The organism is Streptomyces sp. NPDC058459 (genome assembly GCF_042721685.1).
Taxonomy (GTDB): Bacteria; Actinomycetota; Actinomycetes; order Streptomycetales; family Streptomycetaceae; genus Streptomyces.
This window is the reverse complement of record NZ_JBHXLV010000027.1, coordinates 1-25,094: the sequence shown is the minus strand read 5'-3', so window position 1 is coordinate 25,094 and position 25,094 is coordinate 1. Positions and strand designations below refer to the sequence as shown.

The 25,094-nt window shown below is 70.5% G+C and carries 23 protein-coding genes, 3 pseudogenes and 1 riboswitch; of the genes and pseudogenes, 11 read left to right on the top strand and 15 right to left on the bottom strand.

Features of this window, described 5'->3' with window-relative positions:
- Nucleotides 1–14: 14 nt before the first annotated feature.
- From ACFWN1_RS08205 to ACFWN1_RS08195, 3 genes are all read right to left on the bottom strand, one after another.
- Nucleotides 15–809: a hypothetical protein gene (locus ACFWN1_RS08205; RefSeq protein ID WP_384359301.1), complete on the bottom strand. Its 795-nt coding sequence runs from the start codon at nucleotides 807–809 to the stop codon at nucleotides 15–17.
- A gap of 78 nt (nucleotides 810–887) precedes the next feature.
- The gene (locus ACFWN1_RS08200) at nucleotides 888–1,604 is read right to left on the bottom strand and encodes a Crp/Fnr family transcriptional regulator (protein WP_384359300.1); all 717 of its coding nucleotides are present in this window, start codon (nucleotides 1,602–1,604) and stop codon (nucleotides 888–890) included.
- A gap of 195 nt (nucleotides 1,605–1,799) precedes the next feature.
- Nucleotides 1,800–3,302 (bottom strand): LVIVD repeat-containing protein, encoded by a 1,503-nt coding sequence (locus tag ACFWN1_RS08195; RefSeq protein WP_384359299.1) that lies wholly within the window; start codon nucleotides 3,300–3,302, stop codon nucleotides 1,800–1,802.
- A gap of 212 nt (nucleotides 3,303–3,514) precedes the next feature.
- On the opposite strand from ACFWN1_RS08195, the gene ACFWN1_RS08190 reads away from it, so the two are divergent.
- Entirely contained in the window at nucleotides 3,515–4,168 is a 654-nt protein-coding gene (locus ACFWN1_RS08190; protein ID WP_384359298.1) for a DUF305 domain-containing protein, read from the top strand.
- Nucleotides 4,169–4,264: 96 nt separating this feature from the next.
- On the opposite strand, the gene ACFWN1_RS08185 is transcribed toward ACFWN1_RS08190, so the two are convergent.
- From ACFWN1_RS08185 to ACFWN1_RS08175, 3 genes are read right to left on the bottom strand one after another with little or no spacing between them, the layout of a single operon-like run.
- Nucleotides 4,265–6,643, bottom strand: coding sequence for an ATP-binding cassette domain-containing protein (locus tag ACFWN1_RS08185; protein WP_384359297.1), 2,379 nt, complete (start codon nucleotides 6,641–6,643; stop codon nucleotides 4,265–4,267).
- Between the two features lie 42 nt (nucleotides 6,644–6,685).
- A complete protein-coding gene (locus ACFWN1_RS08180) occupies nucleotides 6,686–7,096 on the bottom strand; it encodes a VOC family protein (RefSeq protein ID WP_384359296.1) in 411 nt (136 codons plus the stop codon).
- A gap of 10 nt (nucleotides 7,097–7,106) precedes the next feature.
- Complete coding sequence (locus ACFWN1_RS08175) at nucleotides 7,107–7,550, bottom strand: helix-turn-helix transcriptional regulator (protein WP_384359295.1); 444 nt, start codon at nucleotides 7,548–7,550, stop codon at nucleotides 7,107–7,109.
- Nucleotides 7,551–7,694: 144 nt separating this feature from the next.
- On the opposite strand from ACFWN1_RS08175, the gene ACFWN1_RS08170 reads away from it, so the two are divergent.
- Both ACFWN1_RS08170 and ACFWN1_RS08165 read left to right on the top strand, forming a co-directional pair.
- Complete coding sequence (locus tag ACFWN1_RS08170; RefSeq protein ID WP_384359294.1) at nucleotides 7,695–8,570, top strand: ABC transporter substrate-binding protein; 876 nt, start codon at nucleotides 7,695–7,697, stop codon at nucleotides 8,568–8,570.
- A gap of 55 nt (nucleotides 8,571–8,625) precedes the next feature.
- Nucleotides 8,626–8,931 carry a CocE/NonD family hydrolase gene (locus ACFWN1_RS08165; RefSeq protein WP_384359293.1) on the top strand — a complete coding sequence of 102 codons (306 nt, stop codon included), beginning with the start codon at nucleotides 8,626–8,628 and terminating at the stop codon, nucleotides 8,929–8,931.
- Here the strand turns inward: ACFWN1_RS08165 and ACFWN1_RS08160 are convergent.
- Together ACFWN1_RS08160 and ACFWN1_RS08155 are read right to left on the bottom strand one after the other, a co-directional pair.
- Nucleotides 8,883–9,317, bottom strand: a pseudogene (locus tag ACFWN1_RS08160) (spermidine/putrescine ABC transporter substrate-binding protein); the annotation flags it as partial. The gene ACFWN1_RS08165 and the pseudogene ACFWN1_RS08160 sit on opposite strands and share 49 nt — an antisense overlap.
- 46 nt (nucleotides 9,318–9,363) lie before the next feature.
- Nucleotides 9,364–10,812: a gamma-aminobutyraldehyde dehydrogenase gene (locus ACFWN1_RS08155; protein WP_384359292.1), complete on the bottom strand. Its 1,449-nt coding sequence runs from the start codon at nucleotides 10,810–10,812 to the stop codon at nucleotides 9,364–9,366.
- A gap of 206 nt (nucleotides 10,813–11,018) precedes the next feature.
- Here ACFWN1_RS08155 and ACFWN1_RS08150 point away from each other — a divergent pair, with 206 nt between their 5' ends.
- The 8 genes and pseudogenes from ACFWN1_RS08150 to ACFWN1_RS08115 all read left to right on the top strand — a co-directional run bounded on the left by ACFWN1_RS08150 (nucleotide 11,019) and on the right by ACFWN1_RS08115 (nucleotide 18,151).
- Nucleotides 11,019–11,537 carry an Lrp/AsnC family transcriptional regulator gene (locus tag ACFWN1_RS08150; RefSeq protein WP_384359291.1) on the top strand — a complete coding sequence of 173 codons (519 nt, stop codon included), beginning with the start codon at nucleotides 11,019–11,021 and terminating at the stop codon, nucleotides 11,535–11,537.
- Nucleotides 11,534–12,898 (top strand): aspartate aminotransferase family protein, encoded by a 1,365-nt coding sequence (locus tag ACFWN1_RS08145; RefSeq protein ID WP_384359290.1) that lies wholly within the window; start codon nucleotides 11,534–11,536, stop codon nucleotides 12,896–12,898. Before ACFWN1_RS08150 ends, ACFWN1_RS08145 begins: the two co-directional genes overlap by 4 nt.
- A gap of 181 nt (nucleotides 12,899–13,079) precedes the next feature.
- Nucleotides 13,080–13,820, top strand: a complete 741-nt coding sequence (locus ACFWN1_RS08140) for an ABC transporter ATP-binding protein (RefSeq protein ID WP_384359289.1) — start codon at nucleotides 13,080–13,082, stop codon at nucleotides 13,818–13,820.
- On the top strand, nucleotides 13,802–15,052 hold the full coding sequence (locus ACFWN1_RS08135; protein ID WP_384359288.1) for a hypothetical protein: 1,251 nt from the start codon (nucleotides 13,802–13,804) through the stop codon (nucleotides 15,050–15,052). Before ACFWN1_RS08140 ends, ACFWN1_RS08135 begins: the two co-directional genes overlap by 19 nt.
- Before the next feature lie 94 nt (nucleotides 15,053–15,146).
- The gene (locus ACFWN1_RS08130; RefSeq protein ID WP_384359287.1) at nucleotides 15,147–15,554 is read left to right on the top strand and encodes a VOC family protein; all 408 of its coding nucleotides are present in this window, start codon (nucleotides 15,147–15,149) and stop codon (nucleotides 15,552–15,554) included.
- 79 nt (nucleotides 15,555–15,633) lie between these two features.
- Nucleotides 15,634–16,126: pseudogene (locus ACFWN1_RS08125) on the top strand (chloramphenicol phosphotransferase).
- A gap of 25 nt (nucleotides 16,127–16,151) precedes the next feature.
- The gene (locus ACFWN1_RS08120) at nucleotides 16,152–17,279 is read left to right on the top strand and encodes an LOG family protein (protein WP_384359286.1); all 1,128 of its coding nucleotides are present in this window, start codon (nucleotides 16,152–16,154) and stop codon (nucleotides 17,277–17,279) included.
- A 158-nt stretch (nucleotides 17,280–17,437) separates the two neighbouring features.
- Nucleotides 17,438–18,151, top strand: a complete 714-nt coding sequence (locus tag ACFWN1_RS08115) for an LAETG motif-containing sortase-dependent surface protein (protein WP_384359285.1) — start codon at nucleotides 17,438–17,440, stop codon at nucleotides 18,149–18,151.
- Between the two features lie 73 nt (nucleotides 18,152–18,224).
- Here the strand turns inward: ACFWN1_RS08115 and ACFWN1_RS08110 are convergent, their stop codons facing one another.
- The 7 genes and pseudogenes from ACFWN1_RS08110 to ACFWN1_RS08080 all read right to left on the bottom strand — a co-directional run.
- On the bottom strand, nucleotides 18,225–19,244 hold the full coding sequence (locus ACFWN1_RS08110) for an ABC transporter ATP-binding protein (RefSeq protein WP_384359284.1): 1,020 nt from the start codon (nucleotides 19,242–19,244) through the stop codon (nucleotides 18,225–18,227).
- Nucleotides 19,244–20,845 (bottom strand): ABC transporter permease, encoded by a 1,602-nt coding sequence (locus tag ACFWN1_RS08105; RefSeq protein ID WP_384359283.1) that lies wholly within the window; start codon nucleotides 20,843–20,845, stop codon nucleotides 19,244–19,246. The genes ACFWN1_RS08110 and ACFWN1_RS08105 overlap by 1 nt, the downstream gene beginning before the upstream one ends.
- Nucleotides 20,846–20,892: 47 nt before the next feature.
- Nucleotides 20,893–21,966 carry a thiamine ABC transporter substrate binding subunit gene (locus ACFWN1_RS08100; RefSeq protein ID WP_384359282.1) on the bottom strand — a complete coding sequence of 358 codons (1,074 nt, stop codon included), beginning with the start codon at nucleotides 21,964–21,966 and terminating at the stop codon, nucleotides 20,893–20,895.
- A gap of 80 nt (nucleotides 21,967–22,046) precedes the next feature.
- A riboswitch (TPP riboswitch) is annotated at nucleotides 22,047–22,154 on the bottom strand.
- A 57-nt stretch (nucleotides 22,155–22,211) separates the two neighbouring features.
- Complete coding sequence (rlmN, locus tag ACFWN1_RS08095) at nucleotides 22,212–23,318, bottom strand: 23S rRNA (adenine(2503)-C(2))-methyltransferase RlmN (RefSeq protein WP_384359281.1); 1,107 nt, start codon at nucleotides 23,316–23,318, stop codon at nucleotides 22,212–22,214.
- A 271-nt stretch (nucleotides 23,319–23,589) separates the two neighbouring features.
- A complete protein-coding gene (locus ACFWN1_RS08090) occupies nucleotides 23,590–24,126 on the bottom strand; it encodes a hypothetical protein (protein ID WP_384359280.1) in 537 nt (178 codons plus the stop codon).
- 195 nt (nucleotides 24,127–24,321) lie between these two features.
- Complete coding sequence (locus ACFWN1_RS08085) at nucleotides 24,322–24,774, bottom strand: transposase (RefSeq protein WP_384359318.1); 453 nt, start codon at nucleotides 24,772–24,774, stop codon at nucleotides 24,322–24,324.
- A pseudogene (locus ACFWN1_RS08080) lies at nucleotides 24,769–24,879 on the bottom strand (transposase); the annotation flags it as partial. The gene ACFWN1_RS08085 and the pseudogene ACFWN1_RS08080, both read right to left, overlap by 6 nt.
- Between the last annotated feature and the right edge of the window lie 215 nt (nucleotides 24,880–25,094).

Here is a 25,094-nt window from a genome sequence, read left to right as displayed (position 1 = left end):
TGACTCACCCACCGTCACCTGGAGTACTTCTTGTACATCTTGTAAGCCGCATCGCCGCTTCCGAAGTGGACAACGCCCTTCTTGTTCTTGACGGAAGTGGTGGGTGCGGGGGCCGGCGCCTCGTCCGGCTCAGGGTCGGCCACGAGCGGCTCCAGCTCCTCCCGGCTGTGCTCCGGGACGTGGATCCAGCCGTAGCCGCTGAACTCCTTCTCCAGAACGTGCACCCTGACGTACCGGCTCGGGTCCAAGCCTTCGCCCTCCCCCCGGAGCCGGACGACGTCCTGGTAGATCCGGTCGGAGATGATCACAGCGAGATCGGTGGAACCCAGGGACCCCAGCACGCGCTTGAGCTGCGGCGAGTTGAGGTAACGCGCCACGGAGACGGGAGCCGGCCCGCTGTAGCCGAGAGCGGCGGTGCGGGCGACACCGAAGTCGATGGCGAGCCGGAGTCGCATGCGCTCCTCTTCGGTGCAGTTGGCGTTCCGCTCGCCGAGCCGGACGGCGAGGTTCCGGACGAAAGCGCCGAGTATCAACGGTTCCTGCGTTTCGACCGGCAGGACGGCGAACTCTTGGTCGCCCTGCGGCTGGCGCTCCCAGGATGTGCGGTCCAAGCCGCTGAGCACCGCCGCCTCCTCGAGCACCTGCACCAGGTCGGCCTGAAAATCCTCCTGGCTCGGCGTGTCGAGGCGGCTGTACTTCTCCACGTCGGCAGCCATGCAGAGATGGCGGGTGATGATCGCTTTCGACTGTGTACGCGATGTCATGAACTCGGCTTCCCGTCTGCCTGGTTGAGCGCGGTTGAGCGTCAACTGTGCGCTCAGAGACGGAGAACGCCGAATGGGTCGTACAAATACGGTTTTCGACCGGCGGGGCGGCGAACGCCCCTGCTAAGAGACGGTTGCCGGCAGCTGGGCGACGGTTCGCAGCCGGATCAGGTCGAGAACCGTGGTGCGGCGGTAGCCGGTGGTGATGAGCTGGTCCTTGCGCAGTTCGGCCAGTGCCTTGTGTATGGTGACCTCGGCCGAGCCGGTGAGAGCGGCCAGCTCCGGCTGGGTGAGATCGACGCCTATCACCAATCCGCGTGGTACCGGATGTCCGTACGAGGTCGCCAACTCGGCAAGCACGCGGGCGAGCCGCACCTTGACCGGGTACCCCCCGAACTCCACACGCCGCTGGTTCGACCAACGCAAACGCTGCACCACGATCCGGTTCACCGCGCGCGCTGCCTCGGGGTGGGATTCGAGGAACAATCGCAGGTCGGACTCGCGAACGATGCTGGCGACAATCTCTCCGCACGCGGTGACGGTCGCCGATCGGGGGGCGCCGTCGTCCATGGCGGCCATCTCACCGACTATGTCCCCTCCGACCCGGATGGCGAGCAAGGCCTCGTGACCGTTGTCCAGGCGAGCGGTCACCTTGACGCATCCTGAGCGCAACAGCACCACGTGGTTGGAGAAGTCACCCTCGTGGATCAGGATGTCCTCGGACAAGTAGCGGCAGCGGGTACCGATCATGAGCAGTTGTGTGCGAACGGCTTCCGACAGGCCACCGAGGAAGCTGCGGATGGGCCACCCCTCCAGACCTGGGGATGCGGACTGCGGCATCGAAGGCACTCCTCTACCACTTCACGCCAGCTGTGGGCTGTTTCTGGTCCATGTGAATCAGCGTTGCTCAAGAGAAGCATCAGTCGGCGGACCAGGGCAGAGTGCACGGAGGAGCCATTTGTTGCGCCGGGCGCGCGCTAGGGGCGCACACCAAGTCGGTGCGCGCCCTTTCAGCAGCGAGGGTGGGCAGTTCGGTCAGCGGAAGTATCCCGGCTGACTCTGCACGTTCAGCTCACGCAGACGCACCCGGCGGGCCGAGTCCGTCCGCCGGTCCTCCAGCCGCAGGACGTCGAAGCCCTTGATGATGTCGTTGGAGTAGATGTAGCCGTTGTAGTAGTACGCGGACCAGGAGCCGCCGACCTGGAGGGTGTCCGTGGACAGCGGACCGCGCTCGAAGTAGGCGATCTCCTCCGGGTGGCTGGAATCGGTGAAGTCCCAGACGGAGATGCCGCCCTGGTACCACGCCTGGACCATGAGGTCGCGGCCCTTGACGGGGATGAGGGAGCCGTTGTGGGCGACGCAGTTCTCGGTGTCGGCCTGGTGGCGGGGGATCTTGTAGTAGTTGCGGAAGACCAGCTTGCGGTGGTCGCCGCGGCCGGTGATGTCGTAGATGCCGTCGGCGCCGCGGTCGGGGCCGGTGGCCGCGTTGCAGGTGGCCGCCCCGCCGCCGCCCAGCTCGTCGGTGAAGACGACCTTGTTCGCGCGCTGGTTGAACGTCGCGGAGTGCCAGAACGCGAAGTTGACGTTGTCCTGGACCCGGTCGATGACCTTCGGGTGCTCGGGGTCCTTGATGGAGAACAGGATGCCGTCGCCCATGCAGGCGCCCGCCGCGAGGTCCTTCGAGGGCAGGACGGTCAGGTCGTGGCAGCCGGTGGTCTTTGACACGCCAGGGTTGGTGGGCGCGCCGGGGTTGCCGCCGCCGTCCGGGCCCTCGCCGGGGAAGAGGACCGGGAAGCCGACCACGGCCGCCTTCTCCGGCGCCTTGCGCGGCACCTTGATGACCGAGATGCCGTCGTGCGGCGGCTGGCAGTCGGGGAAGGTGGCGCTCGGCGAGTACGAGGAGACGTAGATGTAGACGTTTCGGCGCTCGGGCACCAGCGTGTGCGTGTGGGAGCCGCAGGCGGTCTCCACGGCGGCGACGTACCTGGGGTTCGCCTTGTCGCTGATGTCGAAGATCTTCATGCCCTCCCACGACGACTTCTCGGTCGCGGGCTGGCTGGTGCTGGCGCAGGAGTTGTCACTGCGCGAGGAGTCGGTGGAGAGGAAGAGCAGGTCGCCGCTGACAGAGACGTCGTTCTGCGAACCGGGGCACAGCACCTGGGAGACCGTCTTCGGCGCCTTCGGGTCGCTGATGTCGAAGATGCGGAAGCCGTCGTAGTTGCCGGCGAAGGCGTACCGGCCCTGGAAGGCGAGGTCGGTGTTGAAGCCGGGCAGGGCGTCCTTGGGGACGTTGGTGAGGTGCTCGATGTTGGCGGAGTGGACGATCTCGTCCTTGCCCGGTATCTCACCGTCCGCGATCGCCCCGCGCACCCCGGCCGCGTCGCTCTGGGAGACGCGCTGCCCGGCGGCGGGGCTGTCGCCGGGGTCAGGGGTGGCGGCGGCCGGTGCGGCCGTGAGCAAGGCGGCCAGGAGTCCGGCCGCGGCTGCGGCAACTCCCAGCCGTCTGCGAGGCGTTCGGGGATCGTGGGACAGAGTCACTGCTTCCTCCATGGTGCCGGACGTGGGGGCGCGGCTCACACTCCCCCGCAGTATCGTCCTCACCATGGACAGGTCAATAGAGCGTAATGAGTCGCATCCGAGGGTTCTCGGTCATTCGCGGTCCGAAGAGTGCTAAGACGTTCACCACCGGACCGTCACCGTCACCGTCACCGTCACGGAGCAACGTCACCCGTCACAGACAGGAGATCCCCGTGCCTCACCGCCGCGCATCCCTCACCGCGGCCCTCCTTGCGGCCACGGCCGTACTCGCGGTGGGCGGCTGCTCCGCTTCCGGGGACTCCGGAGATTCCGGCGCCAAGTCCCCCGCGCACAACGGGCCTTCGGTCATCGCACCCGGCAAGCCCGGCGAGGCCAACCGCACGATGTCCGCCGAGGACGCCGCCCGGCAACGCCAGGACGACAACTCCCCCAACGCGGCGGACCGTTCCTACGCGCACATGATGATCACCCACCACGCCCAGGCCCTGAAGATGACCCAACTCGTCCCGGCACGGGCCCAGTCGACCCAGGTGAAGCGCATCGCGGGGCGGATCTCCGCCGCCCAGGGCCCCGAGATCAGCGCCATGAAGGGCTGGTTGGCCACCTACGCCAAGGGCGGCACGGCTCACCACCACGGCACCATGCCGGGAATGGCGACCGACGCCCAGCTCACCGAGCTGCGCGCCGCCAGGGGCAAGGCGTTCGACCAGCTCTTCCTGAGGCTGATGATCGCCCACCACGACGGCGCGATCACCATGGCCACCGGGGTGAAGGCGCAGGGCAACAACGTCCAGATCGAGGAGATGGCCGACGACGTGATCGCCCAGCAGACCAGCGAGATCGTACGGATGCGCGACATGCTCTGACCAGGACCAGGACCGGGGCTAGGGCCAGGACCAGGACCAGGGCCAAGGCCGGGACCACGGGCCGGACACCCCCGGCCGGCCCCGGTCAGCGCCGCGTCACTCCCGCGCGTACTCCCCCACGTACTCCGCCAAGTGCCGCCCCGTCAGCGTCGATCCGTCGGCCACCAGCTCGGCCGGTGTCCCCTCGAAGACGATCTGTCCGCCGTCGTGCCCCGCGCCGGGGCCCAGGTCGATGATCCAGTCCGCGTGGGCCATCACCGCCTGGTGGTGCTCCACCACGATGACGGACTTCCCCGAGTCCACCAACCGGTCCAGCAGCCCGAGCAGTTGCTCCACATCGGCGAGGTGCAGTCCGGCGGTCGGCTCGTCCAGGATGTACACACCGCCCTTGTCCGCCATGTGCGTGGCCAGCTTGAGCCGTTGGCGTTCGCCGCCGGAGAGGGTGGTGAGCGGCTGGCCCAGGGTGAGGTAGCCGAGGCCCACGTCGGAGAGGCGGGTGAGGATGCGGTGCGCGGCCGGAATCCGGGCCTCGCCCTCCGCGAAGAACGTTTCCGCCTCACCCACCGGCATCGCCAGCACCTCACTGATGTCCCGGCCCCCGAGCCGGTACTCCAGCACCGCCGACTGGAAGCGCCGCCCCTCGCACTCCTCGCACGTCGTGGCGACCCCTGCCATCATGGCGAGGTCGGTGTAGACGACGCCGACGCCGTTGCACGTGGGGCACGCGCCCTCGGAGTTGGCGCTGAACAGCGCGGGCTTGACCCCATTGGCCTTGGCGAACGCCTTGCGGACCGGGTCCAGCAGCCCGGTGTACGTGGCAGGGTTGCTCCGCCGGGAGCCCTTGATCGCCCCCTGGTCGACGGAGACGACCCCCTCCCCCTCCGGCACCGACCCGTGCACCAGCGAACTCTTGCCGGACCCGGCGACCCCGGTCACCGCGACCAGCACCCCGAGCGGGATGTCCACGTCGACCCCGCGCAGGTTGTTGGCGTCCGCGCCCCGGATCTCCAGCGCACCGGTGGCCTCGCGGACGGTCTCCTTCAGCGAGGCCCGGTCGTCCAGATGGCGCCCGGTGACGGTGTCCGAGGCCCGCAGCCCCGCCACGGTGCCCTCGAAGCAGACGGCGCCGCCGCCCGTTCCGGCGCCCGGACCGAGGTCGACCACGTGGTCGGCGATGGCGATGGTCTCCGGCTTGTGCTCCACGACCAGCACGGTGTTGCCCTTGTCGCGCAGCCGCAGCAGCAGGCCGTTCATCCGCTGGATGTCGTGCGGGTGCAGTCCGGTGGTGGGCTCGTCGAAGACGTACGTGACGTCGGTGAGCGAGGAGCCGAGGTGCCGGATCATCTTCACCCGCTGGGCCTCGCCGCCGGACAGCGTGCCCGAGGGACGGTCGAGGGAGAGGTAGCCGAGGCCGATCTCGACGAACGAGTCGAGGCTGTGGCCCAGCGCGGTGAGCAGCGGGGCCACGGAGGGGTCGGCGAGGCCGCGTACCCACTCGGCGAGGTCGGTGATCTGCATCGCGCAGGCGTCGGCGATGCTCACGCCGTCGACGGTCGAGGTGCGGGCACCCTCGTTGAGGCGGGTGCCGGCGCAGTCGGGACAGACGGTGAAGGTGACGGCGCGCTCGACGAAGGCGCGGATGTGCGGCTGGAGGGCGTCGGTGTCCTTGGCCAGGAACGACTTCTGGATCTTCGGGATCAGGCCCTCGTAGGTGAGGTTGATGCCCTCGACCTTGATCTTGGTGGGCTCCTTGTGGAGCAGGTCGTGCAGCTCGCGCTTGGTGAACTTCGCGATCGGCTTGTCCGGGTCGAAGAAGCCGCACCCGGTGTAGATACGGCCGTACCAGCCGTCCACGCTGTAGCCGGGGATGGTCAGGGCGCCCTCGCGCAGCGACTTGGATTCGTCGTAGAGCTGGGTGAGGTCGATGTCGGTGACCGCGCCCCGGCCCTCGCAGCGCGGGCACATGCCGCCGGTGCGGCTGAAGGTGACCTTCTCCGCCCTGCGCACCCCCTTGTCCACCGTGATCGCGCCGCTGGCCCGCACGGAGGCGACGTTGAAGGCGTACGCGCTGGGCGGGCCGATGTGCGGGGCGGCCAGCCGGCTGAACAGGATGCGCAGCATGGCGTTGGTGTCGGTGACGGTGCCGACGGTGGAGCGGGGGTCGGCGCCGAGGCGCTGCTGGTCCACGATGATCGCGGTGGTCAGCCCGTCGAGCACGTCCACCTCGGGGCGGGCGAGCGTCGGCATGAAACCCTGCACGAACGCGCTGTACGTCTCGTTGATCAGCCGTTGCGACTCGGCGGCGATGGTGCCGAACACCAGCGAACTCTTGCCGGAGCCGGAGACGCCGGTGAAGACGGTCAGCCGGCGCTTGGGGATCTCGACGCTGACGTCCTTCAGGTTGTTCACCCGCGCGCCGTGGACCCGGATCATCTCGTGGCTGTCGGCGGCGTGCACGTCCGTGCCCTTGCTCATGCTGTCTCCATCTTCCTGTGCCTCGTCGTGCGCCGGGACGGCTCAGCGGCGTTCCTGGATGCGGAGCATGTTGCCCGCGGGGTCCCGTACCGCGCAGTCCCGGATGCCGTACGGCTGGTCGGCCGGCTCCTGGACGATGTCGGCGCCGGCGGCCACCAGCCGGTCGAAGGTACCGCCCAGGTCGGGGGTGGCCAGCACGATGCTCGCGTACGTGCCCTTGGCCATCATCTCGGCGATGACGCGCCGCTCGTCGTCGGTGATGCCGGGGTCCATGGCGGGCGGGCTCAGCACGATGTTCGTGTCCGGCTGGCCTTCGGGTCCTACGGTGAGCCAGCGCAGGTTGTCGTGCCCCACGTCGTTGCGCAGCTCGAAGCCGAGGGTGTCCCGGTAGAAGGCGAGGGCCGCCTCCGGGTCGTCCTGGGGGAGGAAGCTGGCCTGGATGCTGATGTCCATGGCCGTCACGCTAGCCGTGGCCCGCTGACCGCGCTTCTCGATTCCTGACCGGTCTGGTCACCACCTTGACCACGCAGGTCGGCAGCCCTTCCGTAGCCCGCGCGGCCTTTGTCCGGTACACGCTCGGCGGCATCCCGACCAGCTCACCGAACCGCGTACTGAACGTCCCCAGCGACGAGCACCCCACCTCGAAGCACACCTCGGTCACACTCAGATCCCCGCGCCGCAGCAACGCCATCGCCCGCTCGATCCGCCGCGTCATGAGGTAGCTGTACGGCGACTCCCCGTACGCCGCCCGGAACTGCCGGCTGAGATGCCCCGCCGACATGTTCACCCCCCGAGCCAGCGCCTCCACGTCCAGCGGCCGCGCGTACTCCCGGTCGATCCGGTCCCGCACCTGCCGCAACAACCGAAGCTCCCGCAACCGCCGGGCGTCACCGGAAGAGCTGTTCATAGCGAGAGCGTGCCACGCCCGGCAGGTCTCCGAGCCCCGTGTGTCCTTCTCGTGCGCCGTCCGGAGGGCGCTGACCGCATCGGGGACACCGTCGGCGAGGCGCAGGCACCGGCGGACGCGCCTGCACGGCGCCGGCCACCGGACGTGTCCGCTCCACGCGCGGCCGGAAGTAACGACCTGGAAGACCCAGGCACATGCATTGCCTGTTACGCATCAGTCGGCGGTTCGACGGGCGGGCAGAAGTCGGTCTCCGCGGACGACCTGATCTCCTCCCTCCCCGCCGCGAAGGGGGACGTCGACAAGATCACCTGGAACCTCACCGGTGGCGAGCCGGAGACGCTGGACCCGGCCGACGCCGCGACGCCCCAGAGCGGCCAGGTGGTCCGCAATCTGTGCGACTCCCTGCTGACCGTGGACGCGAAGTTCAACGTCAAGCCGAACCTGGCGAGTTACGACCAGCGGTCGCCCACCAAGGCCGTGCTCACGATCCGACCCGGCACCAGGTTCTGGGACGGTTCCGGCGTCACCGCCGAGGATGTCGCGTTCAGCCTGCGCCGGGCAGCGAACCCGTCGAAGATCGTCAGCTGTCTCTTCGCCAGTGTCGGCTCCGTCAAGGCGACCGCAGCCGACCAGGTCACCGTCACGTTCCGACAGCCGGACGAGATGTTCCGCGGTGCACTGGCCAATATGGTGGTCGTGACAAAGGCGTTCGCCGGGAAGGCCGGGACCAGGCTGGGCACGCCGTCCGGCGGCCTGATGTGCAGCGGGCCGTTCAGGCTGGACAGCTGGACCAGCGGCGACAGCATCACCATGAGCCGCAAGGACGCCTACTGGAACCGCGACGACGGCCGTTCGCCAAGTCGGTCAAGTTCACGTTCCTCACGGACGCCACCTCCCTGGCCCAGTCACTGGACGCCGGTGAGATCGACGGCGCCTACGAACTGTCCGCCTCCTCGGTTCCGGCTCTGCGGAACTCCACGAGGGGCCGGCTGTTCTTCGGTCCGTCCCCCCAGTCGGTGAACATCCACGTCACGCGCCCGGACGGCGTGATGAGCGACCTCGGCCTGTCGAGACCATGACATCAGAACCGCCGTCCGGCCACGCCCGGGAACACAAGGTCGCCATGCGGGACGGTGTCGAACTCGCCACGGACGTCTATCTGCCGGATGCCGCGACCGTCCACTCCGCCATCCTCGTGCGGACCTGTCACGACAAGTCGAGCCGCTACACGGCCCTCACCTTCGAGGCCGAGTACTACCGCGCGCGGGGCTTCGCGTTCGTCACCCAGGACGTACGCGGCAAGTTCCGGTCGGCCGGCGAGACACTCCCGTACGGCTGGGCGGCCCGGTCCATCCGCTGGACCCGGCCGAGGCGGACGTAGCGCGCGCACATCCAGTCGCTGACGACGATCAGGTCCCGGCCGGTGGACCGGTGGTTCATCAGGGCCGGGCTGATCTTGCCGAAGAACTCGTCGTTGTCGTTGATCCCCTCGACGTAGTCGACGGAGATCCCGGTGCGCCTCTCGAAGGCGTCCAGCGTGGGCCGCCTGCTCGCGTCGGCGTCATCGGTGTCGATGTACAGCGGCCAGTTCGACCAGGTCAGCCGGTGGTCGGCGGCGGACCGGTCGGGGGCGGAGCGGTCGCCGGGGCGGACGTACGCCGAGGGCACCCCGCACCCGGCGAGCGCGCCGAGCGCGGCGGTGCCCCCGAGGGCACGCAGCACGGACCGGCGGGAGGGGGCGGGGCCACGGACAGAGGTGTGAAGCACCTCGAAAGTGTGCCGCCCCGCCCCGCGCCGGGACAATCGGACCTGTTCAGGAGTCCAGGGACGTCATCACGTGCTTGATCCGCGTGTAGTCGTCGAACCCGTACCCCGAGAGGTCCTTGCCGTAGCCCGACTTCTTGAAGCCGCCGTGCGGCATCTCCGCGACCAGCGGGATGTGGGTGTTGATCCACACGCAGCCGAAGTCCAGCTTCTTGGACATGCGCATGGCGCGCCCGTGGTCCTTGGTCCACACCGAGGAGGCCAGCGCGTAGTCGACGCCGTTGGCCCACTCGACGGCCTGGTCCTCGTCGGTGAAGGACTGGACGGTAATGACCGGCCCGAACACCTCGTTCTGGATGATCTCGTCGTCCTGCTTCAGGCCGGAGACCACGGTGGGGGCGTAGAAGTACCCCTTGTCGCCGACCTGGTGGCCGCCCGACTCGACCTTGGCGTGCGCGGGCAGCCGCTCGATGAACCCGGCGACCTGCTTGAGCTGGCTGGGGTTGTTCAGCGGGCCGTAGAGCACGTCCTCGTCGTCCGGCTGCCCGGTCTTCGTCTCGGCTGCGGCCTTGGCGAGCGCGGCCACGAACTCGTCGTGGATGGCCTCCTGGACGAGGACACGGGTGGCGGCCGTACAGTCCTGGCCGGCGTTGAAGAAGCCCGCCACCGAGATGTCCTCGACGGCCTTGGGGATGTCGGTGTCCTCGAAGACGACGACCGGTGCCTTGCCGCCCAGCTCCAGGTGGACCCGCTTGAGGTCCTTGGCCGCCGACTCGGCGACCGACATGCCCGCCCGCACCGAGCCGGTGATGGAGGCCATGGCGGGGGTCGGGTGCTCGACCATCAGGCGGCCGGTGTCGCGGTCGCCGCAGATGACGTTGAAGACGCCCTCGGGCAGGACCGAGCCGATGATGTCCGCGATGAGGACGGTGGAGGCCGGGGTGGTGTCCGAGGGCTTGAGGACGACGGTGTTGCCCGCGGCGAGCGCCGGCGCGAACTTCCACACGGCCATCATCATCGGGTAGTTCCAGGGCGCGACCTGCGCGCAGACGCCGATCGGCTCGCGGCGCACGATCGAGGTCAGGCCGTCCATGTACTCGCCGGCCGAGCGCCCCTCCAGCATCCGGGCCGCGCCCGCGAAGAAGCGGATCTGGTCGACCATCGGCGGGATCTCCTCGGAGCGGGTGAGCCCGATGGGCTTGCCCGTGTTCTCGACCTCGGCCGCGATCAGTTCCTCGGCGCGCTCCTCGAAGGCGTCGGCGATCTTCAGCAGGGCCTTCTGCCGCTCGGCGGGGGTGGTGTCGCGCCAGGCCGGGAACGCCTTGGCAGCCGCGTCCATGGCGGCGTCCACGTCCGCCTGCCCGGACAGCGGCGCGGTCGCGTACACCTCACCGGTGGCGGGGTTGACCACCTCGGTGGTCCGTCCGTCGGCGGCGTCCCGGAACTCACCGGCGACATAGTTCCGGAGTTTGCGCAGCCCACGCGGCTCGGTGCTCACTGCCGGCCTCCTGATCTGGTTCGAGGGTTCGAGCTGTCCCGCCCCGGAAGGCCGCACGGCTGTCCGGGTGCCGGGACAACCCAACCCTAGTCGGGACACCCACGTTTTCAACACCCCCGCCGCCATCCTTCCTGCGAAATCCGCACACCACAAGCTCGTAAACAACGAATTTCATCGATCGAACCTTGCGAAACTGTCGAGGTGTCGTGCACAGTGTGGGCGTGGCCAGTCGCAGCACAGAACACAGGGACTCCGCCCGCGAGTCCAGGAGCGGTACCCCCCAGCTGGACGCCGTCTCCCTCGCCATCGTCGAGCAGCTCCAGGAGGACGGCCGCAGGCCCTACGCCGCGATCGGCAAGGCGGTCGGCCTCTCCGAGGCGGCCGTGCGCCAGCGGGTGCAGAAGCTGCTCGACCAGGGCGTGATGCAGATCGTCGCGGTCACCGACCCGCTCACCGTGGGCTTCCGCCGCCAGGCGATGGTCGGCGTGCATGTCGAGGGCGACGTGAACGGCGTCGCGGACGCGCTGAGCGCCATGTCCGAGGTCGAGTACGTGGTGATGACCGCGGGCTCCTTCGACGTGCTCGCCGAGATCGTCTGCGAGGACGACGACCACCTGCTGGACGTGATCAACCGGCGTATCCGGGCCCTGCCCGGTGTCCGCTCCACCGAGAGCTTCGTCTACCTCAAGCTCAAGAAGCAGACCTACATGTGGGGAACCCGATGACCCAGAAGGATCTCAGCCGCACCGCTTACGACCACCTGTGGATGCACTTCACCCGCATGTCGTCGTACGAGAACGCGCCCGTCCCCACCATCGTGCGGGGCGAGGGCACCCATGTCTTCGACGACAAGGGCAAGCGGTATCTGGACGGTCTGGCGGGCCTGTTCGTGGTCCAGGCCGGGCACGGCCGGGTGGAGCTGGCCGAGACCGCGCTGAAGCAGGCGCAGGAGCTGGCCTTCTTCCCGGTGTGGTCCTACGCCCACCCCAAGGCGATCGAGCTGGCCGAGCGGCTGGCCGGCTACGCGCCCGGCGACCTCAACAAGGTCTTCTTCACCACCGGCGGCGGCGAGGCCGTGGAGACCGCGTGGAAGCTGGCCAAGCAGTACTTCAAGCTGGTCGGCAAGCCCACCAAGTACAAGGTGATATCCCGCTCGCTGGCCTATCACGGCACCCCGCAGGGCGCCCTCTCCATCACCGGCCTGCCCGCGCTGAAGGCGCCCTTCGAGCCGCTGGTGCCGGGCGCGCACAAGGTGGCGAACACCAACATCTACCGCGCCCCGATCCACGGCGACGACCCGGAGGCGTTCGGCCGCTGGGCCGCCGACCAGATCGAGCAGCAGATCCTCTTCGAGGGCCCGGACACGGTCGCCGCGGTCTTCGTGGAGCCGGTGCAGAACGCCGGCGGCTGCTTCCCGCCCCCGCCCGGCTACTTCCAGCGGGTGCGCGAGATCTGCGACCAGTACGACGTGCTGCTCGTCTCGGACGAGGTGATCTGCGCCTTCGGCCGCCTGGGCACCATGTTCGCCTGCGACAAGTTCGGCTACGTCCCCGACATCATCACCTGCGCCAAGGGCATGACCTCGGGCTACTCCCCGATCGGCGCGACGATCGTCTCCGACCGGATCGCCGAGCCCTTCTACCGGGGCGACAACGTCTTCCTGCACGGCTACACCTTCGGCGGCCACCCGGTCTCCGCCGCCGTCGGCCTCGCCAACCTGGACCTCTTCGAGCGCGAGGACCTGAACCAGCACGTCCTGGACAACGAGGGCGCCTTCCTGCGCACCCTCCAGAAGCTGCACGACCTGCCCATCGTCGGCGACGTCCGCGGCAACGGCTTCTTCTACGGCATCGAGCTGGTGAAGGACAAGAACACCAAGGAGTCCTTCGACGCCGACGAGATCGAGCGCGTCCTGTACGGCTTCCTCTCCAAGGCCCTGTTCGAGAACGGCCTGTACTGCCGCGCCGACGACCGGGGCGACCCGGTGGTCCAGCTGGCCCCGCCGCTGATCGCCGGCCAGGAGACGTTCGACGAGATCGAGCAGATCCTGCGCGCCACCCTGACGGAGGCGTGGACCAGGCTCTGACCCCCGCAGGCCCCGGCCCCGGCGCCGCCCGTTCGAGTGAGAACGGTGGCCCGGGGCCGTGTGCTGTGCCGCCTCCCCCTCGGTGCTGCCTAGCGTGCCCAGTGACCGATCGGCCCGGTCCTCGTTCCCCCGGGCGGGGCATACGGAGACGGCAAAACGGATCAGAACCGAGGTGTACGCCATGGAGGCTCCGCCGGACAACGACGTGCTCTGGGCACGCTCCCTGCACTTCAAGTACCCCGACGGCTCTCCCGGTGTCGCCGGGGTCTCGCTGGGGGTACGGGAGAGCGAGATCCTCGCGGTCGGCGGCCCGCGCGGCAGCGGAAAAACGACCCTGCTGCGCTGTCTGTCCGGGCAGGTCCGGGTGGACGGGGGCGAGGTGTGGTTCAACAGCTCCCCGGTGCACACCCTGGGCCCGCTGGCCCGCGAGAAGCTGCGCCGCGACCGGTTCGGCTGGATCGACCCGGCCCCGGCGCTCGTGCCGGAGCTGAACGTCTGGGAGAACGCGGCGCTGCCGCTGATGCTGCGCGGCATCAGCCGCCGGCGCGCCAAGGTGGCCGCCCTGGAGTGGCTGGAGCGCCTGGACGTCGGGGACAAGGTACGCAAGCGCCCGCACGAACTGCTCCAGGCGGAGCGGCAGCGCGTCGCCATCGCCCGCGCGCTGGCCCCCGGGCCCACGGTCCTGTTCGCCGACGAGCCGACCGCTCCGCTGCACCGCGCCGACCGAGGGCACGTCCTGCGCACGCTCACCACGGCGGCCCGCTCGCACGGCATCACCGTGGTCCTCGCCACCCACGACCCGGAGACGGCCGCCCTCGCCGACCGCACCGTCTCGATGCTGGACGGACGCCGGGTGAAGACCGTGCACCTCCCCGACGCCCCGGACACGGAAGGCCGGGCGGCGTGCTCGCTCTCCGTCTGACCCGCGCGGCCCGGCCCGCCGTCCAGCTGCGCCGCCTGCTCGTGGCGGCCGCCTCGGCGGGCACCGGGTTCCTGCTGCTCGGCTCGCTCGGCTACGCGCTGGACCACCCCCAGACCCCGGGGGCGGCCGCGCTGCGCCTGGCCTGGTGCGTGGTGCCGCTCGCCGCGACGGTCTACCTGGCCCTCGCGGTGGCCCGTACCGACCCCGGCACCCGGCCCCGGCCGGGGCTGTCGGCGGTGGGGCTCGGGCCGGGCCGGCTGATGGCGGTCTCGGCGCTGACCACGCTGCTCGCCTGCGTGCTGGGCTCGCTGGTGGCGCTGCTGTTCTTCCTGCATCTGCGCGGCGACCTGTCGGGGCTGCCCTTCGACGGGCAGGGCGCGCGGTTCCTCGCGGCCGACCGGCCGCTTCCGGTCCCGGCCGCGCTGACCCTGCTGGCGCTGCTGCCGCTCGCCGCCTCGGGGGCGGTGGCGCTCAGCCTGCGCCCACGGGACCCGCGCCGGCCCGGCGCGAAGGGCAGCCTCAGCGCCCGTCGGCTCGCCGTCACCCGCACGGCGGAGGCGCCCGCTGAGGCCCCCGAGGGGGCCGAGGCCGGGGAGGCGGGCTGGTCCGACGTGCTGACCGTCGCGCCGCCGCCCCGCGAGGCCCCGGCGGGCTTCCCCTGGGGTGTCGCCGCGCTGGCTGTGGGCCTCGCCGTGCAGGCGTACGCGAACCGGGCCGCCCCGGCGTCCGTGCTGGCGCTGCCCGTGGAGGGCGCCGCCGTGCTGGGCGGCTGGCTGCTCACCGCGCTCGGCCTGGTCCTGGCGGCGCCGGGCCTCACCTACCTGTGCGGGCGGCTGCTCCAGTCGGCGCAGCCCGGCGCGCTGCGGCTGCTGGCGGGGCGGGTGCTGATGTCCGAGGCCACCCGGATCGGGCGCCCGCTCGGCGTGGTCTGCGCGGTGACCTCGGCCGCGCTCGCCACCACCGCGATGTACGACCAGCCGGCCGCCGCCTTCGGGCCGCTGTCCACGGTGGCCACGCTGGTCGTCGGCGGCTGCACGCTGGCGACGCTGCTGACCGCCGCCGTGGAGGCCCGGCAGTCCCGGGCCGGCACCACGGCCGCACTGCTCCGGCTGGGCGCCCCGGCCACGATGCTGCGCGGTGCCGCCGTGCTGCGGGCCGGCGCCCTGATCGCCCTGTTCGTGCCGCTCACCCTGCTGATCGCCTGTCTGTCGGCGCTGCCGCCGACGAAGTGACAGGGACGAGTTCACGGGCCGCCGATGAGTTTTCCGGCGGCCCGTCGTCTATACCTGCGAACGCCCATCACGCCCCCGACGCAGGAGAGACCCCATGTACCAGCAGATGATCTTCGTGAACCTGGTCACCAACGACGTGCCCGCCACCCGGAAGTTCTACAGCGACCTGGGATATGGCATCAACGAGCAGTTCAGCACGGACGAAGCGGTCAGCGTGACGATCAGCGACACCATCGTGGCGATGTTCCTGGCGCCCGCGCACTACGGCCAGTTCACCCAGAAGAAGATCGTGGACTCCCGCACCTCCAGCGAGGCCCTGCTCTGCCTGAGCGCCGAGAGCCGCGAGAAGGTGGACGAGCTGGTGGAGAGGGCCATCGCGGCCGGTGGCACCTCGCACGGCAAGACCCAGGACCACGGCTTCATGTACGGCCGCGCCTTCGACGACCTGGACGGCCACACCTGGGAGGTCATGTGGATGGACCCCGCCGCCGTCCAGGGGTGATCATGCCCGCATGACCCCGGGCCGGATCATCTTCCTCAACGGCACGTCGAGTTCCGGGAAGTCGAGCATCGCGCGCGAGCTGCTCGGCATCCTGGACGACGGTGTGTTCTTCCACCTCTCGGTGGACGCGTTCAACTCCATGCGTACGCGGCGGGAGCTGGCTCCGCCTGAGCTGAACGCGGCGCTGCGCCGGACCCGGCTCGGTTTCCACCGCTCGATCGCGGCCATGGCCGTGGCGGGCAACGACGTCGTGGTGGACCATGTGCTCAGCGAGCCGTGGCGGCTGACCGACTGCCTGACCGTGCTGCCCCCCGAGGACGTCCTCTTCGTCGGCGTCCACTGCCCCCCTGGCGGAGCTGGAGCGGCGCGAGCGGGCGCGTGGGGACCGCGAGACGGGCCTCGCCGCCCTGCAGTACGGCCTCGTCCACGCCCACGGGGACTACGACCTGGAGTGCGACACCGGCACGCGGAGCCCGCGTGCCTGCGCCGAGCGCATCCGGGACTTCCTCCCCCGCCGGCCGGCCCCGACGGCGTTCAGCCGGCTGCGGGCCCGGTACTCCGTCGAGGGGTGAGGCGGCGCCGCACTACCATGTGCGGATGCCTCCGACACCCGCCCGGCCCGAAGAGGTCGCCCCGGACCACGAGATCGAGTCGCTGGCGGAGTTCGACGCCGTCGTGGCCGCGCACGGGACACTCGCCCGGTTCCGGGTACAGGCCGTCGACCTCACCGGCCGCACGGACGACCTGATCACGCTGGACACCGAGGGCGCCGTCTTCCTCGGGTGCCCGATGGCCGCCGAGGCGGCCGCCGAGGTCGCCGCGCGTGGCGCCCTGGTGTTCCCGCCGGTGCCGGGACTGCCCTTCGACCCGTACCGCGGATTCGTCTACACCCCGGACGAGTTGTTCGCCTCGCTGGCGGACGGCTACGAGGCGACGCCGGACGCGCGGGCGTACGAGTGGTTCCAGCGGACCGGGTCCGACGGGGACATCCTCGCCTCGATGCTGCGCGCGGTCCACGACGACTCCGTCTCCGACGCACTGGACGAACTCCTCGCCGGCGCGCAGGTGGTGGGCGTCATGGGCGGCCACGCGATGGCCCGGGGCACCGAGGAGTACGCGGGCGCGGCGCGACTCGGCCGCGAACTGGCCCGCGCCGGGCTCACGGTGGCGACCGGGGGTGGTCCGGGCGCGATGGAGGCGGCCAACCTCGGCGCGTACGCGGCCCCGTTCGAGGACGGGATGCTCGGCGAGGCCCTGCGGATTCTGGCCAAGGCCCCGTCGTTCACGCCGTCCGTGACGGACTGGGCGCGGGCCGCCTTCGACGTACGCGAACGCTGGCCGGACGGGGGCGAGTCGGTGGGCATCCCGACCTGGTTCTACGGCCATGAGCCGCCCAACGCGTTCGCCTCGCACCTGGGCAAGTACTTCGCCAACGCCACCCGGGAGGACGGCCTGCTGGCCCGCTCCAACGCCGGGGTGGTGTTCCTGCCGGGGGCGGCCGGGACCGTACAGGAGATCTTCGACAACGCGACGCCCAACTACTATGGTTCGCGCGGTAATCCGACCCCCATGGTGCTGGTGGACGAGGAGCACTGGACGAAGCGGCTCCCCACCTGGCCACTGCTGCGGGCGTTGGCGCGGGAACGGCCGATGGAGTCCCGTATCGCCCTGGTTGGCCGGATCGAGCTGGCCCCCGAGGCGTTGAAACGTCTCGCTGAGCAATAAGAAGGTAAAGTCAACGCCCGTTGACCGTTTGCGCATTGACATACTTATGACGCGCTTATAAACCTGTGTGTCTTGTGGGGAAGCTGGGGCTCCGCTCTGTCCACTGCTCCAACCCCGCACCCTCCCGCCGCAGTTCTGCACTCAGCAAAGGACATGACTTGTCCATATCCCGCCGTAACGCGCGCCGCTCCGTGCGCATCCTGGGTGTTGCCTCCGCCTCCACCGCTCTGCTGCTGGGCCTGTCCAGCCAGGCGCTGGCGTGCAACATCCGCGACTTCTCGGCCGAGGCCCTGTGCACCGGGGACAAGGGCCAGATCGTCGTCACCGACATCGACTCCTCGCAGCGCACCGCCACGGTCACCGTGTTCCTGGAGAACAACGGCGCCGACGAGAAGCAGGTCGGCGAGAAGCAGGTGACCGGGGCCCGCGAGGGCGCGAAGGTCGTCTTCGACGAGGACTGGAAGGCCAACGCGACCTACCGCGTCCACATCAAGGTCCCCGGCCTGGTCGACGAGGACATCAAGAACAACGTGACCACCCCGGCGACCGCGTGCGCGAAGGAGGAGTCCCCTTCCCCCTCCCCCACGCCGTCCGCCTCCGAGTCCCCGTCGCCGAGCGCGTCCGAGTCGACGCCGGCCGAGGAGAGCGCCTCCCCGGTTCCGTCCTCGGCCGAGAGCAGCGGCGCCGCCGCCCCGGTGTCCGCGGAGCCGAGCAACGCCCCGTCCGCCGCCATCGGTGACTCGAACCTCGCCGAGACCGGTGCGAACTCCAACACCGGTCTGGTCGCCGGTGTCGCCGGTGCCCTCGTCGTCATCGGCGGTGGCGCGGTGTACTTCGGTATGCGCCGCCGTGGCGCGAAGAGCGGCAGCTGACGCCTTCGCCCACCGAGCACGGCAGCGGCCCGTCCCCGTCTCGTACGGGGGCGGGCCGCTGTCTTTCCGCCTGTCAGCCCAGGACGACGGTCTCCGCCGCGTCGAACTCCACGCCGGCCTCGGCGCCGGTCTCGGGCGCGTCGCGCAGCGGGCAGGCCGCCTCCAGGTGCGGTCCTCCGTCGCGGGGCTGGAGCCGCAGCGCCACATGGGTGCCCCGGAAGGTGCGGGCGGTCACCGTGCAGGCCAGTCCCTCGCCGGCGGCCATGAGCCGCACCCCGGCGGGCCGCACCAGCAGCTCCCCGGCGCCCTGCGGCGAGCCCTCGGGCACCGGCAGCTTGCCCCACGGGGTGTCGGCGGCCGCCCCGGTCACGCTCGCCGGGACCACGTTCTCGAAGCCGAGGAAGCGGGCCACGAACGCGTCGGCCGGCCTGCGCCACACCTCCAGCGGGGTCCCGGACTGCGCGATCCGCCCGTCCCGCATCACCAGCACCCGGTCGGCCAGCGCGAACGCCTCGCCCTGGTCGTGCGTGACGGCGAGCACGGTGGTGCCCAACCGGCTGAAGAGCTGCCGGAGTTCGACCGTCAGCCGCTCCCGCAACGAGCGGTCCAGCTGGCCGAGCGGCTCGTCCAGCATCAGCAGCCTCGGCCGGGGTGCGAGCGCCCGCGCGAGGGCGACCCGCTGCTGCTCCCCGCCCGAAAGACCGGCCACCGCCCGCCGGTCCGCACCGGGCAGCCCGACCAGCTCCAGCAACTCCGTTACCCGAACCTCCCTTTCGGCCTTGGGCATGCCATGCATACGGAGCCCGAAGGCGACGTTGCCGCCCACGTCCCGCTGCGGGAAGAGCTGATGGTCCTGGAACATCAGCCCGACCCCGCGCCGGTGCGCGGGCACGCCCGCCTGGTCCAGGCCGTCGAGCAACACCCGCCCGGCGTGCAGCGGTTGGAGCCCCGCCACGCTCCGCAGCAGGGTCGACTTGCCGCTGCCACTGGGCCCGAGCACGCACACCACCTCGTGCTCGGCGACCCCGAGGTCCACCGTGTCCAGCACCGGCCGCCCGCCCAGACGGACGGTCGCCTCCTCGATGTTCAGCATCAGAACTCCCCCGTCCGGTCGGTGCGCAGCCGCTCAAGGACGAGCAGCGCGGCCGCGCAGACCAGCATCAGAATCGTGGAAAGGGCCATCGCCTGCCCGTAGTTCAGCTCTCCGGGCCGGCTCAGCAGCCGGGCCACCGCGACCGGGAGCGTGGGGTTGTCGGGCCGGGCGATGAACACGGTCGCCCCGAACTCACCGAGCGACACGGCGAACGCGAACCCGGCCGCGACCAGCGACGCCCGCCGCACCAGCGGCAGATCGACCTCCCGCCACACCCGCCAGGGCGACGCCCCGAGCACCGCCGCCGCCTCCCGGAGCCGGGTGTCCACCGCCCGCAGCACCGGCAGCATGGTCCGTATGACGAAGGGGGCGCCTACCAGCGCCTGGGCGAGCGGGACCAGGAACCAGGACTGGCGCAGGTCCAGCGGCGGCTCGTCCAGCGCGATCAGGAAGCCGAAGCCGACGGTGACGGCGGAGACGCCGAGCGGCAGCATCAGCAGCGCGTCGAACCCGCGCACCAGCCGGCCCGCGTCCCGCCGGGCCAGCGCGGCGGCGGCGAGCCCGCCGACCACCAGGGCGATACCGGTGGCGGCGACCGCGTACTCCAGCGAGGTCCACACCGCGTGCAGCGGCGCCACCAGGAACGTACCGCCGTCGGCGTCGGCGAGCGCCCGGTAGTAGCCGAAGCCCGGTGCGTCCAGTGAGCGGCGCACCAGCACACCGAGCGGCAGCACCAGCAGCACGGCGACGGTGGCGAGCACCCCGCCGAGCAGCGCCCACTGGCCGGCGCCGCGGGGCCGGCGGGCGGTGACGGAGGCGTCGACCAGGCGCAGCGCGGTCTCCCGGCGCCGTACCGTCCAGGCGTGCACGGCGAGGATCGCGCCGACGGCGGCGAACTGCACCAGGGTGAGGACGGCGGCCGTGGTGAGGTCGAAGACCTGGGAGGTCTGGCGGTAGATCTCCACCTCCAGGGTGGAGAAGGTGGGGCCGCCGAGGATCTGGACCACGCCGAAGGAGGTGAAGGTGAACAGGAACACCATCAGCGCGGCGGCGGCCACGGCGGGCGCCAGGGCGGGCAGCGTGACCTGGCACCAGGCGCGCGGCGGGGACGCGCCGAGCATCCGGGCGGCCTCCTCCTGCCGGGGGTCGAGCTGGCCCCACAGGCCGCCGACGGTGCGGACGACCACGGCGTAGTTGAAGAAGACGTGCGCGAGCAGGATCGCCCACACCGTGGTGTCCAGGCGGACCCCCCACAGCTCGTCCAGCAGCCCGCCGTGGCCGACGAGCGCGAGGAACGCGGTGCCGACGACCACCGTGGGCAGCACGAACGGCACGGTGACCACGGCCCGCAGCACCTGCTTGCCCGGGAACTCCAGCCGGGCGAAGGCGTAGGCGGCGGGCAGGGCGATCAGCAGGGTGAGCGCGGTGGAGGCGAGCGCCTGCCAGGTGGTGAACCACAGCACGTGCCGGACGTCGGAGCGGCCCAGCACCTCGGCGAACCGCCCGAGGTGCCAGGTCCCGTCGGCCTTCAGCCCGCGCACCGTGATGGCGGCGACGGGCCAGGCGAAGAACAGCGCGAAGAACGCGACGGGCAGGGCCATGAGCCCCAGCCGCGCCACGCTCCCGCGGCTTCGCCGCCCGGCCGCCGCTACTTCAGTACGAGTGACGTCCACGAGCTGACCCACCGGTCGCGGTTGGCGGCGATCTTCTCGGGCGCCATGGTCACCGGGTCCTTGGCGGCGGGCCCGTACTCGGTGAACTCGGCGGGGACCTTCGCGTCCTTGATCACCGGGTACACGAACATGTTCAGCGGCATGTCCTGCTGGAAGCGCGTGGACAGCAGGAAGTCGAGGAACGCCTTGCCGCCCTCGGCGTTCCTGGCGTTCTTGAGCAGCCCGGCGAACTCGACCTGCCGGAAGCAGGTGCCCTCCGCGACACCGGTCGGGGCGGTCGCCGGCCTCTTCTTGGCATAGATCACCTCGGCGGGCGGCGAGGAGGCGTACGACACGACGAGCGGCCGGTCACCACCCGCCTTCTTGCCCTCGGAGGAGCCGGAGAACTCCTGGTAGTACGCCTGCTCCCAGCCGTCGACGACCTTGACGCCGTTGGCCTTGAGCTTCTTCCAGTACCCCGCCCAGCCCTGGTCGCCGTAGGCGGCGGCGCTGCCGAGCAGGAAGCCGAGGCCCGGCGAGGAGGTGCCGGCGTTCTCGGTGACCAGCAGGTTCCTGTACCTGGGGTCGGCGAGGTCGGCGAAGTTGCGCGGCGGCTTCAGCTTGTGCTCGTCGAAGTACGCCTTGTCGTAGTTGACGCAGATGTCGCCGTGGTCGACGGGCGTGACCCGGTGCCTGGCGCGGTCGAGCTGGAAGGCGGGGTCGGCCTGGTCGAGGCCCTTGGCGGCGTACGGCTGGAAGAGGCCGTTGTCGAGGGCGCGGGAGAGCAGGGTGTTGTCGACGCCGAAGAAGACGTCGCCCTGGGGGTTGTCCTTGGTGAGGACCGCCTTGTTGACGGCCTGTCCGGCGTCGCCGTCCTTGAGGACGCGCACCCGGTAGCCGGACTGCTTCTCGAAGTCCGCGATCACGTTCTTGGACGCGGCCCACGAGTCGTGGCTGACGAGGGTCACGGTCCTGGTGTCCGCTGCCCCCTTGGCGTCGGTGGACCCGCACGCGGAGAGCGTGAGCAGGCCGAGGCCGACCGCCGCGGCCACGAAGGTCTTGGTGTGCACTGGTGGTCCTCCTGGGGTGGGCCAGGAAGAGACGCGGCCCCGCCCGGACTCCGTGCGGGAGGCCGGGCAGGGCGCAACAGCTTGAGTGATGACCGAACTTCCTACCCGGAATGACCTGGGCGAGGTTCAGAGGGTCTGCGGCCTGGTCGCCGCACTCTCAGCGCTGTGGCGCTCCCCTGTCGGAATATGCAGATGTATGACCGTACGAAGGTGTACGGGTATGACGTTGTGCTGACCGGCCCAGGTTACCGCTCGGTGGCCGCGAGCTGGCCACACGCCCCGTCGATCTCCTGACCGCGGGTGTCCCGGACGGTCACCGGCACGCCGTGCGCGGCGATGGCCTCGACGAACGCCTTCTCGTCCTCGGGACGGGAGGCGGTCCACTTGGAGCCCGGGGTGGGGTTGAGCGGGATCAGGTTGACGTGCACGGGCCTGCCCTTGAGCATCCGGCCGAGCCGGTCACCGCGCCACGCCTGGTCGTTGATGTCCCGGATCAGCGCGTACTCGATGGACAGCCGGCGGGCCGACTTCTCCGCGTACTCGAACCCGGCGTCCAGCACCTCGCGCACCTTCCACCGCGTGTTCACGGGGACGAGGGTGTCGCGCAGTTCGTCGTCGGGGGCGTGCAGGGAGATCGCCAGCCGGCACTTGAAGCCCTCGTCGGCGAAGCGGTGGATGGCGGGCACGAGGCCGACCGTCGACACGGTGATCCCGCGCTGGGACAGCCCGAGCCCGTCGGGCGCCGGTTCGGTCAGCGCCCGGATGGCACCGACGACCCGCTTGTAGTTGGCGAGCGGCTCGCCCATCCCCATGAAGACGATGTTGGAGAGCCGGGCGGGCCCACCGGGGACTTCCCCGTCCCGGAGCGCCCGCATGCCGTCCACGATCTGGTGCACGATCTCGGCGGTGGACAGGTTCCGGTCCAGCCCCGCCTGACCGGTCGCGCAGAACGGGCAGTTCATCCCGCATCCGGCCTGCGAGCTGATGCACATGGTGACCCGGTCCGGGTACCGCATCAGCACGGACTCGACGAGCGTGCCGTCGAACAGCCGCCACAGCGTCTTACGGGTGGTCCCCTGGTCCGTGGCCAGATGCCGGACCACCGACATCAGCTCCGGGAACAGCGCCTCGCGCAGCCTCTCCCGCGAGCCGGCCGGGATGTCCGTCCACTGCTCGGGGTCGTGCGCGTACCGCGCGAAGTAGTGCTGCGAAAGCTGCCTGGCACGGAACGGCTTCTCGCCCGCCTCCGCGACAGCGTCCTTCCGCTCCGCGGGCGAGAGGTCAGCGAGATGCCGCGGCGGCTTCTTGGCTCCGCGGGGGGCGACGAAAGTGAGTTCTCCGGGCTTGGGCATGGTGGTACCAGTGTCTCAGATCGACTCCAGTGGCCTCAGCCACGGCGGGGTGGAGGTGGTCACCCCTGAGTACCGCCTGCCCGGCGCCGCTGACGCCGCCGGCTACGACTCCCCCGGTCCTGGGCACGCTCCGCACCCCGTGGACGCTTCGCTCGGCCGGTGTCTGGACCGGGTGGCGTCACCGTTCCCCGGCCGGAAGCGCACGACGCCGGCGGCGACACCGAGGCGGTCACAGCAGCCGCCGCGAGCCAGGCCCGCAGACTCGTATGGGTCATGACGAGGTTTCCCAGTACTTCCAGCCGGTCTCGGAGGTGGGCAGCGTCGCCGACCCGTGCCCGATCTCGACACCGCCGCAGTTGCCGCCGCCGGAGCGGTACTTCTTCCAGGTCACCTCGTAACCCCAGGAGCCGAACTGCAGATGACCGTACTTGCCTCTGGCGATGGTGCGGGAGTACGAGTGCCCAGGGGCGACGGTGACGCGTCCGCCGATCTTGACACTGACGTCGGCCTCGGCTTTCGCCACGATCCCGCCGGCCTCGAACTCGCCTGTGCCCGTCACCCGCGCGGAGATGGTCCCTCCCCGGGGCACGACCACGGTGACCGTGCCGCCCGGCCCGTCCTTGTACGTGGTGCCGTCCCACCGGAACGGCACATGAACGGCCTTCTCGGACCTGATGCTGTACCACTCGGCGGGTACGGCCGTGCTGTCGGCCGGCACTGGCTCCGCTCTCGCGGTGTCGACCGCCGTGAGGCAGAGAAGCGAGGCCGCGACAGCGCCGGTCAGAGCGCGTCGTGCGCTGATGCCCATGTGACACCTTTTCCGGTGAACCGCCCCCGTGGCGATCGAGCACCTGGACACTACGGTCTGGACATGCGCGTGACCCTCCGAACCGAGGTGCTCTGAGGAGAACTTGAGGATCTGCGTCTCTCCGGCCCCCATCAGGAGCGTTCGCCCGCGCCCGCCGACACCGGCGGGCCCCGCTCTCCGACGGGATGCTGTTGGTCAATTCGGGGTCGTCTGCTTCGCCCCGTCGATCATGTGATCGGCGGGGCGAAGTGCTGCGAAGTGGCTGGTGCGCGTTCGGGCTCGTGGGACGCCGGTGAGGTGGGCGTCGATGCGGGCGAGGTTGATGGCAGCGCCGGCGAGCTGGTGCTGGAGGCTGGTCTTGGCGAGGCCGCGATAGCGGGATCCGCGCAGACCACAGCGGTTCACGGCTCGGGAGATGGTGCCTTCGACGCCGGCGCGCGTCTTGTAGCGTTCCTTCCACGCGTCGGTCTTCTGCTCGGCCCGGCGCTGGTGCAGGACCTCGTGGATCGCCCGGTCCTGGAGGGTCGGCTTGCGGCGTGGTCCGCGGGTGCAGGAATCCTTGACCGGGCAGGGTCCGCAGTCGGTCTTCGAGAACTGCACCCGGATCTCGACCTTGTCCCGGACGGGTTCCCTCGCCCGGCGCTCGATCCGGGCGCGGACCGCCTCCGCCACCTGCCGGTCGGTCAGCCCCTCCACGAACTGCAACACCAGCACCAACGCAAGGCGTCCCGGTGACCAGGCCGGCCGCCCTCGTCAGGGGAACGCGGCCCGCGCCACCCGCACCGTCTCCGCCGGGATCTCCCCCGGTACCTCCGGCCGCATCGACATCCGCACCCACCCCATACGACAACGTCGGCCTTCAAGACCACAACCGGGTGTGAAGGCCGCCGGCACACCACGCCCCGAATTGAACAACACCAACCGACCGGCGAGCGGGGCCCGAGGCCCCGGTGGGGGGTGTGAGGTCC